Annotated in this window: 14 protein-coding genes and 1 pseudogene; 5 read left to right on the plus strand and 10 right to left on the minus strand. The window is 41.9% G+C overall.

Going from position 1 to position 17230, the window contains the following annotated elements:
• The first annotated feature begins 142 nt into the window (after positions 1–142).
• Complete coding sequence (locus BW961_RS12580) at positions 143–1090, plus strand: alpha/beta fold hydrolase (protein WP_244555944.1); 948 nt, start codon at positions 143–145, stop codon at positions 1088–1090.
• A gap of 53 nt (positions 1091–1143) precedes the next feature.
• On the opposite strand, the gene BW961_RS12585 is transcribed toward BW961_RS12580, so the two are convergent.
• From BW961_RS12585 to BW961_RS12600, 4 genes are read right to left on the minus strand one after another with little or no spacing between them, the layout of a single operon-like run.
• Positions 1144–3312, minus strand: a complete 2169-nt coding sequence (locus tag BW961_RS12585; RefSeq protein WP_082867313.1) for an MMPL family transporter — start codon at positions 3310–3312, stop codon at positions 1144–1146.
• Positions 3313–3324: 12 nt separating this feature from the next.
• Complete coding sequence (locus BW961_RS12590; RefSeq protein ID WP_068580102.1) at positions 3325–4470, minus strand: NAD(P)/FAD-dependent oxidoreductase; 1146 nt, start codon at positions 4468–4470, stop codon at positions 3325–3327.
• Positions 4471–5214, minus strand: a complete 744-nt coding sequence (locus BW961_RS12595) for a methyltransferase domain-containing protein (RefSeq protein ID WP_068580104.1) — start codon at positions 5212–5214, stop codon at positions 4471–4473.
• Positions 5201–6355, minus strand: a complete 1155-nt coding sequence (locus BW961_RS12600; RefSeq protein WP_068580106.1) for a type III polyketide synthase — start codon at positions 6353–6355, stop codon at positions 5201–5203. Before BW961_RS12600 ends, BW961_RS12595 begins: the two co-directional genes overlap by 14 nt.
• A gap of 258 nt (positions 6356–6613) precedes the next feature.
• On the opposite strand from BW961_RS12600, the gene BW961_RS12605 reads away from it, so the two are divergent.
• Both BW961_RS12605 and BW961_RS12610 read left to right on the plus strand, forming a co-directional pair.
• A complete protein-coding gene (locus tag BW961_RS12605; RefSeq protein WP_280175208.1) occupies positions 6614–7273 on the plus strand; it encodes a futalosine hydrolase in 660 nt (219 codons plus the stop codon).
• Positions 7270–8118, plus strand: coding sequence for a 1,4-dihydroxy-6-naphtoate synthase (locus BW961_RS12610; protein WP_068580108.1), 849 nt, complete (start codon positions 7270–7272; stop codon positions 8116–8118). The genes BW961_RS12605 and BW961_RS12610 overlap by 4 nt, the downstream gene beginning before the upstream one ends.
• Positions 8119–8229: 111 nt before the next feature.
• On the opposite strand, the gene BW961_RS12615 is transcribed toward BW961_RS12610, so the two are convergent.
• The 6 genes from BW961_RS12615 to BW961_RS12640 all read right to left on the minus strand — a co-directional run bounded on the left by BW961_RS12615 (position 8230) and on the right by BW961_RS12640 (position 14194).
• Complete coding sequence (locus tag BW961_RS12615) at positions 8230–9429, minus strand: AI-2E family transporter (protein ID WP_068580110.1); 1200 nt, start codon at positions 9427–9429, stop codon at positions 8230–8232.
• 85 nt (positions 9430–9514) lie between these two features.
• Positions 9515–10264, minus strand: a complete 750-nt coding sequence (locus tag BW961_RS12620; RefSeq protein ID WP_068580112.1) for an ABC transporter permease — start codon at positions 10262–10264, stop codon at positions 9515–9517.
• Entirely contained in the window at positions 10252–10995 is a 744-nt protein-coding gene (locus BW961_RS12625; protein WP_139331635.1) for an ABC transporter ATP-binding protein, read from the minus strand. Before BW961_RS12625 ends, BW961_RS12620 begins: the two co-directional genes overlap by 13 nt.
• A 158-nt stretch (positions 10996–11153) precedes the next feature.
• Entirely contained in the window at positions 11154–12074 is a 921-nt protein-coding gene (locus BW961_RS12630) for an SPFH domain-containing protein (RefSeq protein ID WP_068580114.1), read from the minus strand.
• On the minus strand, positions 12074–12508 hold the full coding sequence (locus tag BW961_RS12635) for an NfeD family protein (protein ID WP_068580116.1): 435 nt from the start codon (positions 12506–12508) through the stop codon (positions 12074–12076). The genes BW961_RS12630 and BW961_RS12635 overlap by 1 nt, the downstream gene beginning before the upstream one ends.
• A 294-nt stretch (positions 12509–12802) precedes the next feature.
• The gene (locus BW961_RS12640; protein WP_082867315.1) at positions 12803–14194 is read right to left on the minus strand and encodes a sensor histidine kinase; all 1392 of its coding nucleotides are present in this window, start codon (positions 14192–14194) and stop codon (positions 12803–12805) included.
• A gap of 244 nt (positions 14195–14438) precedes the next feature.
• Here BW961_RS12640 and BW961_RS12645 point away from each other — a divergent pair.
• Together BW961_RS12645 and BW961_RS12650 are read left to right on the plus strand one after the other, a co-directional pair.
• Positions 14439–15829: pseudogene (locus BW961_RS12645) on the plus strand (TldD/PmbA family protein).
• Positions 15830–17185: a TldD/PmbA family protein gene (locus BW961_RS12650; RefSeq protein ID WP_068580118.1), complete on the plus strand. Its 1356-nt coding sequence runs from the start codon at positions 15830–15832 to the stop codon at positions 17183–17185.
• The last annotated feature ends 45 nt before the right edge of the window (positions 17186–17230 follow it).

Genomic DNA, 17230 nt, shown 5'->3' on the forward strand with positions numbered 1-17230 from the left:
TAACGTTGTATTACCTGTCACTCAAGTTTAACACATCCACTCCGTTGTTTAAATCCTCTTCCTCGATATTTAAAATAGGAAATTAACACATAAAAGTTTCTCTTTTAAACATCTCATTTCTATCTTTTAATGGATGAAGGAGGTGGTTGGAATAACCATAATTTCTTTCTCTGATCGATTTATTCGTAACACGCTGTCGGTCGTGGGCTTTCCTTTGTCCTTATTTCAGATGATATCTACTACATATCAGCGTAATCAATATAATCCTAGTGGGCGCATGATTGAGATTAATCAACACAACATGCATGTGAACGTATCCGGGGAAGGCTCATTGACCATTATTTTGGAGTCCGGAATGGGTGGTTGTTCACTGGATTGGTGTCATGTTCAACCTGAACTGTCTGAACTCGCAACCGTTATCAGCTATGACCGCGCTGGTTTTGGTTGGAGTAACCCGTCCCCTTCAGTACCTACTTGCCAACAATATTTAGATGATCTACGCTCGTTATTAGCTACACTAGATAGGAAGCCCCCATTCTTGCTTGTGGGACACTCCTACGGTGGAATGATCATGAGATTATTTGCCGCCACGTACCCGGACGAAGTCATGGGGTTGGTATTGGTGGATTCCACTCATGAGTACAGATACTTATCAGATCAGATTGATCCTGTTAGAAAGAATCAGCGTAAGAAGGCTTTACAATTGTACCGACTTGGTTATTTATTGGCTCCGATAGCTATACCTCGTCTGATGAGAATGCATATTGGCTCCAAACGACTATCTCCTGAAATACTGAAGAAAGCTCAAGCATTGGGTTACCGAACAAGTGCTTATAAGTCGGCTTATTCGGAATTACTAAATATAGGAGAGAGTAGCATCCAATTACTGCAAGCACCACAATTAAGCAATAATTTACCTGTCATTGTATTAAGTGCTGGGAGACAACCTGAGGATTGGATAAAAGAACAGAAGTATTTGTTACACCTTACCCCATTGACTACACAAATCATCGTAGATGACAGCTGGCATGCCATTCAAATACACAGACCTGATGTAGTCATAGACGCCGTTAAGAGCTTATTGAACTAATACGAATGGAACTATCCTCATGACAGTACAACATGTCCACATTTCCAAGGATTTTATTTTTTTTGAAAAGGCATCCACCAGTTCATTCGCCCAAACAGTACCATTAATGAAGGAACAAGGATCAATCGAATGATCGTCGCATCTATGAATATGGCTGCCGCAATGCCGATTCCAAGTTGTTTCACACCGATAACATCTGCGAAGGCAAATGGTAAAGTTACAGCAATCATAATGGCAGCCGCTGAAGTGATGATTCGACCCGTTGAGGATAGACCTGAAGTGACCGCCACAACATGATCACCCGTACGTTCATATACTTCAGACATTCGAGATAACAGGAATACCCCATAATCCATACTGATTCCAAATACGAGACCAAATACAAAGATCGGTATCATGACCGCGATAGGACTAGCTTCTAATCCAAGTCTCCCTTTTTCAAAAATAAAGACCAATATCCCAAACGAAGCACCAAGACTCAACAGATTCATAACTATGGCTTTAAGTGGAATAAGAATGGACCGGAACGCGATGCATAGAACGATAAAATTTGTGACTCCAATAAATAATAGAATAGAAACAAGATGACTCGAAATCTCATCGAATATCTCTTGCTGATACTTTGCCTCTCCCCCAACAAGCAATGGGAGTTCTGCTTCGGCACCTTTCGATTCTATATTCCGCAACCATTCCGTTGCTATCTTCGATCCGGCGGCACCCTGTATTGTCATCCGAATGAGCATTTTATTATCATTTAGCACGGATTGTAACATGGGTTCTATTTTTTTCATAACAATTGGATTCTGAAGCATTCGAAGTGAATCTTGCTCCATTAACAAAGGAAGTCGATCAAACACCGATTCAATCTTGATTACTCCTGGATCTTGTTTCAGTCGCTTCACCCATTGATATGCCCGTATCCAATCTTCTGTTATAAATGTGGCATTCTTGGCTTCCAAGATCGCAACAACCTCTGAGCTGGAAGTCGAGGTGAAGTGTGTATTGTAAAGCTCGGCGGCCGTACGTGACTCATATCCCCTAGGGAGTGAGGTGGCATCGGGTATGTTAATGATCATATGACGTATTGGAACAAGGCAACTCAGTAACACCATCATTGCAATCAGTGTCGATACGATAGGCCTCTTCATGATGGTGAGTGACCAACGATCCCAGAATCCTGTGGTTAGGGTCTTCTTACTTTTCTTTCCCCTCTCAGACTTCTGTCTTGTAGCTAATATAAAGGGACCTAATATGCCAAGTAGTGCGGGAAGTAATGTTAAATTTAGAAAAAGAGATATAATGAGCACAACCATGGCACCCAAGGCGACGGTTGTGAAGATAGGCAAATGAATGAACTGAATCGCAAGTAGACCCAGAATGACACAAAGCGCCGAGAACATTACAGCTCGTCCCGCAGTTCTCATCGATGTTATTAACGTCTGCTCAACACTCCGACCGGAGAGTTCCTCCTGAAATCGACTAATGATCATCAGTGAAAAATCAATACTCAGCGCCAATCCCACCATGGGAATCACACTTAACACAAAATTGGAGAGTTCTATCTTCGTCCCGATCAACGCCATGATACCAAGTGTCCCTGTTACCCCAATCATCCCTATAATAAGTGGAAGCACTGCGAAGACGACACCTCTAAATGCAAATAACAATATCACAAATGCTATAGGTAAACCTATCAACTCTGCTGTCTTCAATCCATGCCGACTCGCTTGATTCACATCGTATTGAATAACAGACTTCCCTGTCACACCTACCGATATTTTTGGCGTTGAATTAGAAAGCTGTTGTCTAATCTGCTCCAATACAGGCCCAATCTCGTAACTATGTTGACGAAATCCAAGAAGTGCATAAGCTACATTTCCTTGAGACATTCCTTCTCGATCATTCGGAGATACTTGGGAAGTTAGACCCTCAATGGACCGCATTCGCATCAGTATGTTCTCAATATATCGATGAAATTGCTGCGTTGTTACCGAGGACTCTTTTTCAAAAACAAGCATAATCGGTTCATCTGGTATTCCGAATTCTGAAGATAAGATTTGCTGAACCTGTGCGAAACTCCCATCAGACACTAGCCCGTGGTCTTTGAGTACCGCTGGTAGATTCGTTGCACACGTGCCAAAAACAACAAAAAAAGCGGTCCACAACACGATGATCCACGTCGGGAACCGAAATGAAAGATTAGCAAGCATACGGTATCCCATAACCAAGTTCTCCTAACGATATGGTCTCAATCGTGTCGCCTTCACGAGGTATTTTCCGAGCGGTGGATAGAGCCTTACAGCACTTGGGAACCACCGCGTAATGTTGGGCATCGAACATAACCTGTGTGCATACCTTCCACGACGGATAAGACCACTGAATTCTTGCTCCATCGCTTGTGTATATTCTTCTTGCCAACGAGATAGGGATATATCCCCGCGTAGATAACGATCAGCGAGCGCACAACATAGGATGGATGACCGTAGCGCAATAGACATACCATCTCCACATAGTGGTGGAATGACCACTGCCGCATCCCCAAGATGAGGAATCACGTGCCATGCAAGCGGATGAGAAGATAAATGCACTGGAGCAATGGAAGCTTGTGTACCCGCTATGGGAACGGCTTGTTTCATTCTCTCCACCAATTGAGGATTATCTCTTGAGACTGCTTCAAAGATAGCGGGTACGCTCGTTCCTACGCCCTTGACTACCTCCTTATCCAGTAGCGCAGCCACATTCGAATACCCATTCTCAACAGGTGAAATACCGACATAGCCACCTTTTACGAAATACAACTCTGTAACGAGTTCAGGGTCAATTCCTAAATAATGCGACTTGATCCCGACATAGGAAGGCTTACTCGAATCTACAATATAAGGTTCGTCGAAAATACTAGCATGTCGATGAGATCCCCAAGCAGCATACACCGTACGTGCTTGAATCACCTCCACTTCACCTCGTACCTTTATCTTGACCTCATAACCTGACTCATGTTGCTTAATCGAGATTACTGACATACCCGTGCGAACGCTAGCTCCTGCTTGAACAAGCACTTCATGAAGTGCGAAGTCCAGCTTATAACGACTTATTCCCAGTGCTGTCCCTGGTAAGGGAACTTCTACTGAACCTCCATCTGCAAATATCAATCTCGCTTTCGATATCTTCTGAGGCTCTAATGATTCCATCACAGCATCTAGTCCAAGCGTACTAAGCATTTCTTGTGATTCTGGTGACAGAAATTCACCACATGTCTTATGGCGTGGGAATACCTGTCGATCTAATAAGATTGTACGCCATCCTCGATCTGCTAATTGTTTCGCAAGACTACACCCCGCAATTCCCCCGCCAATCACGAGAGCATCTATGATGTGCTCCATCTAATTCACACTCCCCTCTTCGCTATCAGAAGCATGTTGTGGAATGACAACAGCATAACGAAATAAGGGTCGCCATGAATAGCGCAGTTGAGGAATTTCTAATGCTTCTCTTAACGTAATCCAATCCGTAGCACGAAACCCTTTGGCTACAGACAAAGGGCCATCGTGCCTAATATAACGATTAGTGGACACCACTCTACTGACAAACCATACGGCTAGCCAAGGAATCCATTGTCTGTGAATATCATTTATAACTACACCAAGCTTGGACACTTTATGCATATGGGTTACGATCCTATGAAGCTCATCCCCCGTGAAATGATGAATAAATTGCGATGCCGTTACGATATCAACTGATGCTTCTGGTAGTTCCAACACATCGACAAATCTTACGGTTACCCTTGGTTCATCATGGAAGAATTGACGTGCCTCTTCACAAGCTTCCTCCGTTACATCTGCTAAATGGATCGTAATATCAATGCCTTTTTTATCAGCCCATTTCAGAAGGTGTCTATTCACATCTCCTGAACCTGCACCCACATCAAGAATCGATAAGTGCTTTGTACGCCCCGCGAGAATCCATAACTGCTCAACACCATAAACAGTAGGACTCGAAGCAGCAAATATCCGATTTAACAGCCTTAAATCACGTAGTGCTTCGTGTAGTTCTTCTCCACCCATACTGAAATCATCCATTAATTCAGGTTCTTCGGCTCTCCTTCGTAACTTCTTAAGAATGGACATGATCGATAGCCTGTTCTTGTAGAATAGCTGAAGGAAGGTACGTAAATTTCAGTAGTTCTGCTGTGAGCCCAGGACCGAAAGCTAACGCCACACCACTAGATGATCCAACTTTACGAGATCTAAGATCCTCACGCATCGCTTTTAGGACAAATAGAATCGTCGCTGACGACAAATTACCATAGTCATGCAAAATACTTCTACTATACTGAACCTGTTCATCACTTAATTCAAACATCTGCGCTACGACATCCACAATCCCTCGACCTCCAGGGTGAATGGCCCATAAGCTAGGAGATTCTTCTCCATCTAATAGCGATTCCATTTCTGGCGTCAGATAGTGTCCTAACAGCTTAGGAATATTCGTTGACAGATAGAGATCGAATCCATAATCGCCAACTTCCCATATCATTTCCTCACTACAATCAGGCATGAGAACCGAATGACCATCTCCTAATTGGAACAACCCTTGTACGTTCTTACTCGCGGCTCCTATCACACATGCAGAAGCCCCATCTCCAAAGAATGACGCACCAAACAAAGCCTCTCGCTCACTTGAAGGCTGGAAGTGAAGTGTGCATAGCTCCACACAAACAATTAGGATTTGTCTACTTGATTGCCCTTCCACTAGCGTCTTAGCTAACTGAATGGCTTTTAGCCCCGCAGCACATCCTTGAAAAGTTAATGGAATCCGCTGAACACGTGGAGACAGACCCATTTCCTTCACAAGTACAGCATCCAAGCCAGGAAGGAATTGCCCTGTACAACTTACCGTTATAAGATGTGTGATCTGCGAGGCTTCAATCTCTCCATCACGTAAGGCATCCTGCGCCGCACGTAGCGCTAATGGAACGGATTCTCTTTTATATATACCCATACGTTCTGCGGTGGAAGGAATGTCATCGTGCCCTTCGGATGGCAAATAACGACTTCTTGAACCATGTGCGATGAGGTTAGGTTCACACGTATATCGGGTTGCAACACCACATTGCTTAAAAATCCTCCTAGCCCACCGTACGGCATTAGGTGAATCATGTAACGCTTCCTCTAGTTTATCTAGCACCTCACCTTGTTCAATTCGGTTTGCAGGTAGAGCCGTACCTATGCCTAGTATAGAAATGTTAGGAGACATCGTATCGATCATGAGCTTCACAACTCCTTGTCCTAGATTAGTACGAAGATTACGTAATGGAACAAGTTTATTCTACAAATAGCTTGTATATGCATGAATCCTTAACTATCATCCGTAATTCATTTCGTTGTCCCTCCCCTTTACAACCTTACCCGTTAGCGGTAACTTTATATATTGAGTAGACCGATGAGAACGATAGACGAATAAGCGAGTGAGGGGATTTAATTGACACAAGAAATCAATGCACAACCACTTGAGAACACTATAGAAATTCTTAAGTCAGGGTCACAACGTATTCTAATCATGACGGCGGTCGCTGCAGAGAGAGATGCTGTTATACGAGGTATTCGTGGATCAAGCCAATTCGAGGTAAGACTAGCCGGGGTTGGTTCGCCAAGCGCTGCTGCAAATACAGCGACTGCTCTTGCCTTAGGAGATTATAGTCTAGTCATTAGTGCTGGCATTGGCGGTGGATTTGTTGGACGAGCTGAACTAGGATCCATTGTCGTAGCAAGTGAGATTATCGCCGCAGATCTTGGAGCAGAGACTCCCGAAGGATTCTGTAGTGTAGATGAATTAGGCTTTGGATCTTCTCGTGTTCCTGTGGAATCCAATCTAGTAGCTCTATTAACGGATGCACTTCATGGCGCTGGACTTTCCGTTCATACGGGTCCAATTCTTACTGTTACAACGGTGACAGGTTCATCTGAGAGTGCGATTGCTTTGGACAAGCGTGTGCCGGGAGCTACTGCAGAGGCGATGGAAGGCTATGGTGTGGCTGTTGCAGCACAGATCTATAACGTTCCCGTACTTGAGATTCGAACGATATCCAATGCTGTGGGTCCCCGGGATCGAGCAGCATGGAAGATGAAAGAAGCTTTTGAGGCTCTAGAAGCCGCGAGTTCAATTCTACTGGAGGTGCTGAGATGAAGATTGCCTTTTCCCCGTGTCCTAATGACACGTATATATACCATGCTTGGGTCCATGGTTTAATACCTGGTGCGCCCGAGTTAGAAGTTACCTATGCAGATATTGATATTACAAACACGCTTGCGCAAGGTAACGAAGGACCTGATATTCTCAAAATATCATACGGTGCGCTTCCTTGGGTGTCTAATGAATATGCATTACTCCCTTGTGGAGGAGCGCTTGGACGAGGTTGTGGTCCTTTAGTACTCACATCCGGTAGAGATGCGATCACGAATGATCCCGCTACACTTGCAGGTCGACGTGTTGCAGTACCTAGTGAGCGGTCAACCGCTTATTTATTGTTCCGTTTATGGGCAGCACAGAACATCCCCGGTGGCATAGGTGAAATCGTCATTATGCCTTTTGACCAGATCATGCCTGCTGTACGTGATGGCCTCGTTGACGCCGGACTCGTCATTCATGAAGCACGATTCACCTACCCTGATTATGGTTTGTCACTTATGACCGATTTAGGTAGTTGGTGGGAAGAAGATACGAGCTTGCCTATTCCATTGGGAGCCATCATCGCGCGTAAATCATTAGACTTGAGTAAAGTTACGACATGGATCCGCGAATCTGTCGAGTATGCATGGGCGCATCCAGAGGCATCGCAGGAATACGTCCTACATCACTCGCAAGAACTATCACCTGAAGTCGTCCAAGCTCATATTGATTTATATGTTAATCCATTCAGCGCTGACTTAGGTGATGAAGGATACGGCGCTATCAAGGCATTACTCAACCGGGCTTCTCAAGAAGGAATCATCCCTCCCTTCGATATCGATGCACTACTTTGGCGAGAATAGAGAATTTCATACAAGAATATTAAAAAAAGAGATGACAATGAAGTCATCTCTTTTTTTTAACAACGTATTGAACTCCTCCACAAACAACTCATGATTATATCTAGGAGTTGATCAATTGTCGATTTCTTTATTTATTACCTGTTCATTAGCAATTTCTTCTTCCTGTGTATTTACTTCTGGAAGAGGTTCATACCAATCCGTCCTATTCTTAAACCCTTGAAATATGTTCATCACGATGACTTTCAATACGGCATATCCCGGAACAGCTAGTATTATTCCGACAACTCCAAATAATTTACCAGATACGATAATAACAAATATAATTGTAATCGGGTGAATTTTTAGCGTTTTCCCCATGATTTGTGGCGATATAAATTTCCCTTCAATCAATTGTACAATCGTCCATACAACGACCATCTTCAGGAGCATGATTGGTGAAGTCACTAACGCAATAATAATGGCAGGCGTGATTGCAATCGTCGGTCCTAGATAAGGAACCATACTCGTACATGCCGCAATGATCGCAAGCACCACTGGATAATCTAGTCCGATGATCAGATATCCGAAATAGAGTAATACCCCAATGCAGAAGCTAACGATAATCTGACCACGAATAAACGAACTAATCTGATGACTAATTTCACCTAGAACTTTCGATGTGCGCGGGCGTATCTTTGTTGGAAGAAGCTTAAGGAAATACGGAGGCAGTTTCTTACCATCCTTCAATAAATACACCAATATGAAGGGTGCAATAATAAATGCCAATACAAATTCCGTTACTGCACCTACAACTGTACCAATGCCTTTAAACGTATTATTAAAAAACGAAGCCGCTTTCGATGAAATATCATTCATAAAATTAGGGTCATTAAATCCAAGCGTATGCTGGATTTGAGAGAATAGGTCGCTTCCAATCCAGTTCTCAAATAATCGTTGTGCTTCTTCGGTATACATTGGCAAATTCTCAACAAACTCCAGAACTTGGTTACGAATAACCGGAATAATTTCAACAATGAGCACCGTCATGAGACCGATAATAAGTGCATAGAGAATCAGTATAGAATAACCACGCTTAATCTTTTTTCTTTCCATAAAATCTACAAGTGGGTTGAGCAAATAATAGGCTACCGCCGCTAGTATAATCGGTATCGAAACCGTGCTCAGAATGATTTTGATCGGAGTGAAGATATAAGCAATTTTGCTAAATACGAAGATGATTAGCCCAATCATCAGGATAACGAACAACGAAATCAACTTTTTTTGTTGGAGTATTTGAACTCTTTTTCTCGAATCAGACGGCCTTTGTATCATAATGTTTATCATTTCCTTTAGTGAATATTGATTTTTTCATTCATTATAACGTATTAACCTTATCAGATTCCAATGAACACTTTTCTTATAATGGCGCCAATCGTAAGTCTTTCGTGAACCATAGGCGGTAACTCACAAGACTTAATATAATACTTGTCATCGCTGCTGATGCCGTAAATGCAAACACGATTAAGATCTGGTAACGTACAGCCTCTACTGGATCGGCTCCCGCCACGATCATACCCGTCATCATCCCAGGTAATTGAACAAGCCCAACCGTCTTCATCCCATCAATCGTTGGAATCATGCTAGACTTGACTGATCTCTTGAGTGAATCTTGAATCGCTTGTCTTGCACTTGCTCCTAGACACAATAAAGTCTCTATTTCACCTTGGTTTGACTCCACTTCCCGCTTCATATGATTCAGGAATAACCCTGATACCACCATCGCATTACCAATCGTCATGCCACTGATCGGGATGATATATTGGGGTGTTGCTTCGATAATATGTAATCCTAAGAGTAAGCCCATCATCAACACTTCCGTACAACCAATCGAAAGAGCTATACGCCATCGTATGCCAGACAATCCTTTGCCACGTTTACCAGCGCTCCAGGCAGCGACAGTAATCATGACTGAAATAATGACTAGAATAAACACAGGATGATTCGATTTGAATACAAACATTAATACATAGCCAACTAGCAATAGTTGAACAGCCGACCGTATCGTCCCAATCGCAATGTCCTTTTCTAGATCAAGCTTCTGCCACATGGAGACCAACATCGTGATCATTACAAAAATGAGTGTGAAACTGAGAGCTATATAAGACATGAACTTTCCTCCTGTGGTACACGTTGTAAGTAGTTTCTGGCACTTACTGTACTTGGATTCTCGAAAAATTCACGGCCATCGCTATCTTCTAAGAGAGACCCTTCCTCAATAAACCACACCCTGTGACTCATTCTTTGCGCTTGTTCAATGTCATGTGTAATCCAGATAAAGGTTGCGCCTTCTTGTTCTTGCCAATCCTGTAGCACCTTTTCAACCGCGTGTTTACTTTGCATATCTAAGGAGGCTGTAACCTCATCTAACAATAAAATCTCCGGTTTTAGAAGTAGCGTACGGACGAGAGCCACCCTTTGTTTCTCTCCCCCAGATAAGTCGATCGATTTCTTACCCCAATCAAGATAATCCAAATTCAAAGAGATCATAAGCTCTCTCGCGAGCTGCATATCAAAAGGTGTCTTATGAAGTTGACTTACCGTTCTCAGATTATCCTCTACGCTTCCAGGTAGCATATATGATTGTTGAGATACATAACATATCTTCTTTCTCCATTCTTTAGGATCTACTGTTAGATACGAATGCCCATGTAAAATGGTTTCACCTTCATCCTGAGCCTCCAATCGGCACAGAATTCGAAGAAGTGTGCTCTTCCCTTGTCCCGACTTTCCAAGAAGTGAGATGATCTCGGGTCTCGTAATTTGGGCTGTGAATCCATCTAATATAATCTTATCTAAGTAACGCTTCCTCAATTGATTCATTTCCAATATATTTGCCAATATTTATTACCCTCCAATGGTATATAACAATGCTTTAGATAGTATAGCGTAATCTCTTATTATTTTATCATGTTAAGCAGCCATATCTCGCTATTGTTCCATATAAAAAGAGAGCCTAAACTTTAACGACAGTTTAGACTCTCTACATGTTAACTATTTTATTTCTTAGCTTTAAAAATTTCTCCAATAGCCCCTAGGCTACCGAGAATCTCCACAGCATTCGAAGGAATAAATACTTTATTAGCAGGTCCTTTAGAAATTTCAGTCAAAGCTTCAAATGAGCGATAAGCAAGGACATTCTCATCAAGCCCTGCTTCACGGAGCAACTCAATCCGGTTCTTCTCCGCCTGAGCAACGGATAGGATTGCTTTCGCTTGACCGATCGCTTCTAGCTCTTGAGCCTGACCTAACCCTTCAGCTTCACGAATACGGGCTTCTTTATCCCCTTCAGCTTTCAGTATTTTGCTCTGTTTGTCACCTTCAGCACGTAGAATCATGTCTTGCTTAGCAGCTTCCGCTTCGAGAACGATGGCACGTTTGCTACGTTCAGCCTTCATCTGCTTATCCATAGCTTCTTGAATATCTCTTGGTGGCTGAATATCAATAACTTCAACCCGTTCAATCCGTACGCCCCACTTCTCTGTCGCTTCATCAAGGGCAACACGAATCTCCATCGATATCTTCTCACGCCCGGATAATGTTTCATCCAACTCCATCTTCCCGATGATCTGCCGCATGGTAGCTGTGGATATGTTCCGAACACCGTATACATAATCAGAAATACCATATGTCGCCTGATCTGGTCCAACAACTTGATAGAATATAATTGTATCTATCTCAACTTGTACGTTATCTTTCGTAATCACGGTTTGCGGAGGCACATTCGCCTGTTGAATACGCAAATCATGATATACCCTTACATGATCGATAATTGGAATAAGGATATTTAATCCTGGTGTTAATAAACGGTGGAATTTACCGAGACGTTCTACAACCCCAACGCGTTGCTGAGGTACTATTTTGATAGTAAGTGCGATAAATACAACAACAATAATAAGAATAATAATTGTAATAATCATTAAGAAACCCCTTCCCATTTTTGAACTTCCAAGACGGTGGTACCCCGTTGTAAGACAATAATAATATCATCCTTTTGCAGAGCTTGGTACGAGTTAGCACTCCACGTCTCGTTCCCCACTTTAACAATGCCATTCCTACCTACGTCGATTTGTTCAATAACAATTCCTTGCTTACCGACTAAATCATCAATAACGTCTGTGTACCCCTTAGATTTCCGCATATATCTTGTGAGGGGTTTCGTGAAGAAGGTCAGCCCCAACGCCACAATACAACCAACTAATGCCTGTACGAAGAATAAATCTGGTGCTACCAACGCAATAAGTGCCGCCGCAATTGCCCCAATCCCAATCCATAACAGATAAAAAGTTAATGTCAACATCTCAATGACAAACAGTATGACTCCGATGACGAGCCAGATTGCCCAAAGTTCCATTGTTCTCACCACCTTTTGCTGGATTATATGGAACCAAGCAAAAAATTATTACCCACAATCGTCAGATAACACACTCAGAATAGTTGTTATCCGTATTATGTAATTAGTTCATACGTTATTTCTCTCTGGTTGGTTCCTAATATCATTATACCTTAACATTCCATCATTTAGGTTTATTTATTGTTCAAAGCTCACCATTCATGTCATAGCTGTCGCACATTTACGAACTTCATAGGGAATCGTCCTCTTCAAAAAAATGAGTAATTCACAGTGTTGTTCACACGTCGAATTACCCTATACTTCATTTGGAAAAGAAATCTTAAATATCGTACCTTTTCCTACAATACTAGTCACTTCAACCAACCCACCTTGTAACTCCACTAACTTTTGTACAATCGATAGTCCCAGCCCCGTACCACCATGTTGTCTGGAACGTGATTTCTCCACACGGTAGAATCGTTCGAATATATATGGCAGTTCATCCATTGGAATCCCCGGTCCTGAGTCTTGGATCGTAATCATGATACGTTTATGTTGCTGATGAAGCCCTACAGTGATTGGACCATTCTTCGTGTAGCGAATGCCATTATCCAACAAGTTAAGTAAGACCTGCTCCATTCTAGCACGATCCAATGAAATAGACTGCGTTTGCTCAAGGTGAGAACCTATCATTATCCCTTTTTCTTTGGCCTGAAACTCTACTTTATGTATGCTACTTCTTAATAATAAGTTGAGATCAATGAACTCTAAGTTTAGGTCGATTCTCCCCTCTTCCATTTTGGAAAGTTCGAATAGGTCTTGGATGATAATGTTCAATCTCTTAGCTTCCTGCGAAATGATATTCAGATATTTCTGTTTCTCTTCATCATCTTCAATATAACCCTTCGATAATACGTCAGCATACCCTTCCAAATACGTTATCGGTGTTCTCAGCTCATGTGAAATATTTGCGAAGAATTCCGACCTCGAATCTCGATATCGTTGAAGCTCCTGTGCTAAATCATTTATAGCCGTTGAAAGAGAACCTATTTCATCATTTGAAGTAACATTTACCCGAGTATGTAACTCTCCTTTGGCAATCTCGCGAGTCGCAGCTTCAATCTGTAGCAGAGGTTTTGAGAGCTTTTTAGAAAGGATGTAGATTAATCCCAGGGCTAACAATAAGGTGCCTAGTCCCGCGTACAGAAGAAGATAACGTACAGACTGTAATGAATCCTTCATACTCTCAAGGGAGCTGACCACATACACCCCACCAGTGAATGACTGGGTTCCCATACTCATACTCAAAGGTTTACCATGAAGCAAATAAAGTTTATTACTACTCATGAACTCTTTCTCAATCATTTGTCCTTGTAACAACTTCTCCTTCTCCCAGATATCAGGAAAATGTTCTGTTGGTTTCGTATCCAACTTTTCCGTTGAATCCATAAACGTTCCATCTGAATCCACAAGAAATATATCGACCCCGGTGAACTCAGCCATCGTTATGAGTTCAGACTTCGAATTATTGTGTTCTTGTAACATGGCAGTGACATGAGTCGCTATATCATTGGCCTCTTTATGAGCTTCTTTAGTATAGAAATTCGAAATAATCCCATTTGCTACGAACCCGAGTATGAATAAAATAACTATAAACAAGCTGAAAATCATCATACCTAGCTTTAAGTCAATTCGATTCCAATTCAATATCATCTACCACCATTTGTCTTCTTTTTATAAGAATAAATATCATAACGTACCCATGTCTTCCAATATACTAAATACCCAAGGTAAAGGAAATACATATATCAGTCCCAAGGCAGAGGAGCTCTCCTGCTAAATACCGATTTATATTTATGCATATTGATCTACAATAGGAAATAAGCAGGTTAATTTCAATATTAAGTAAGAATATAATCACTATAGTTATACACCACTAAGGAGGTATTTCATGCTGTCACAACAGATCGTCGAAGATGCATTAGCTGCGGCTTTAAGTACGGGGGGGATTTCTCCGAAGTTTTTGTTGAAGATTTATTCAAAAGTACCCTTGAACTTCGAAATGGAAAACCAGAGGGCATTCTTTCAGGGAGAGATTTTGGCATTGGCATACGTGTATTTAAGGGTCTTCAAAATTCCTATTCCTATACAACGGATACGTCTAGAGAAGGAATAATGAAATGTGCCTTTCATGCAGCTCAGGCTTTCTCTGGTACTTCTACCATCGATCTGATTCCTTTAAAGAAAGAACTTGCTCAGATTCTTCATCCCATCTCAATGTATCCTCGAGATGTTGAGAAGAAGAGAAAAATAGACTTTCTAAAAAAGGCATCTGAATATGCTCAGAATTATCATTCAAGTATTCAACAGGTTTATGTCCGATACGTAGATGCAGAACAACAAGTTCTGATTGCTAATTCAGAAGGGAAATATATTGAAGATACCCGTGTAAGAAGTAGGTTCGTTATACAATCAATCGCTGCTGAAGACAATAAACTTCAAGCTGGTTTCTACGCTCCCGGATCATCCAAAGGATTCGAGTTCTTAGAGCATTTAGACCTGCAACACTATGCCCATGAAGCTTCCCGAATCGCCGTTACGATGCTGAATGCTTCACCTTGTCCAAGCGGCAAGTTCCCCGTTATTATCGACAATGAATTTGGCGGCGTTCTGTTTCATGAGGCTTGTGGTCATGGACTTGAAGCCAGTGCTGTAGCCAAGAACAACTCTGTATTTGCAAATAGAATTGGAGAAAAGGTAGCATCAGACATCGTTACTTATATCGATGATGGCACGCTTCCAAATGAATGGGGATCCATTAACATCGATGATGAAGGTGAGCATTCAAGAAAGAACATATTAATTGAAAATGGGATTCTGAAAGGATACTTAATTGATAAACTAAACGGCCGGCGCATGGATGCAGAATCTACGGGTTCTAGTAGAAGAGAATCCTATCGATTTGCACCAACCTCAAGAATGACCAATACTTACATCGCCCCAGGTAAATCTACAAGGGAAGATATTATATCCAATACGGAGAATGGTATATACGCTAAATATATGGGTGGCGGACAAGTGGACCCGGCTACAGGAGATTATAACTTCGCAATAATGGAGGCATATCTCGTTAAAGACGGTAAGCTTGGTAAACCTGTTCGTGGGGCTACCTTAATTGGGAATGGACCTACAACGATTAAACATATCGATATGATTGGAAATAACTTAAGTCATGGTGCAGGAATGTGTGGCGCTTCAAGCGGAAGTATTCCTGTGAATGTTGGGCAACCGATGCTACGTGTGAGCGAAATAACCGTTGGTGGCAGTGAAGGAGGAAATTAAATGAAGATCACTGAATTTCAGGAGCAATTATTTATAGCAGATTTTGAGGCAGGATTCACCGATATGGAGTTGTATTTCGAGAGGACAGAGAAGTTCCAATGTGGGTTGCATCAAGGGGAAGTGGATTCTTATGTAACATCAGAGACTTTAGGCGTTACTTTTAGAGGATTATTTAAAGACAAAATGGGATATTCCTTTACGGAACACTTAGATGCTGAATCTTTGACTTTCCTTATTCTACAAGCCCGGGAGAATGCTGAAGTGAACGAAGATGAATCTCAAGAAACCTTATTCTCTGGAAGTGAGCATTATCATATACAAGATTTCTACGCTGAACAACTCAACGAACTGTCGATACCTGACAAGTTGAATATTTTGAGAGACATTGAGAAATCCCTCTATCAAATAGATCATCGGGTATTATCGACCGACATGTTAGTATTAGAAAGCTCCTCAACCGAGCGTGGAATCATAAATACAAAGGGATTAAATCTTCATGATCGCAACAATCATATGGTTGTGGTTGTTTCTGCAATCGCACAACAAGATTCACAAATCAAGTCAGCATATGTCATCCATTTCACCCAGGATCCAGAGGCACTTATTCCAGAGGTCATTGCCAACCAAGCTGTGAAAGAAGTTGTTTCTCAATTTAATCCTCAGAATGCAGAGAGCAACAATTACGCCATTGTACTCAGAAGTGATGCAGCTGCAAGCTTATTACATGTGTACTCCACCATTTTTTCTGCTGAGAATACCCAAGCCGGAAATTCGCTATTAAAAGATAGCGTTGGAGAAATCATTGCTGCGCCCATTATTCAAGTCGTTGATGATCCATTCCTAGCGAATGGGCTCTATAGCAGAACATTCGATAGTGAGGGAACGGCTACAGAGTTAAGAAGTATTATTACCGACGGTAAGCTAATCACTCTGTTACATAATCGCAAAACGGCTGAGAAAGATAAGACTGTAACGACGGGGCATGCTTATAAATCTTCTTATAAGGATTCTGTCGGCGTATCCCCAACCAATATGTATATCGTCCCATCCGAGTCCAGTCGAGAAGATTTGATTGCTTCTGTCCAAGAAGGGATGTTAATTACCCAATTATCTGGATTACATTCAGGGGCTAGTACCGTATCAGGCGACTTTTCATTCGCGGCGAAAGGCTTTTATATTAAAGATGGTGTTGTGGCGTATCCTGTTAATCAGTTGACCATTGCTGGAAATTTCTATGATTTTCTTAAGACGGTTGATCAAATAGGCTCCGATCTTGAATTCTCTTCCGAAGGACATGGTTACGTTGGTTCTCCATCGCTATTGATTAGACAATTGGTCGTTACGGTCGATTCATAAGTTAAGAAATAAATAAGGTCCTGTCCTATTCAAGATAGGGCCTTA

It is taken from the genome of Paenibacillus macquariensis, from assembly GCF_900156375.1.
GTDB lineage: Bacteria > Bacillota > Bacilli > Paenibacillales > Paenibacillaceae > Paenibacillus_AQ > Paenibacillus_AQ macquariensis.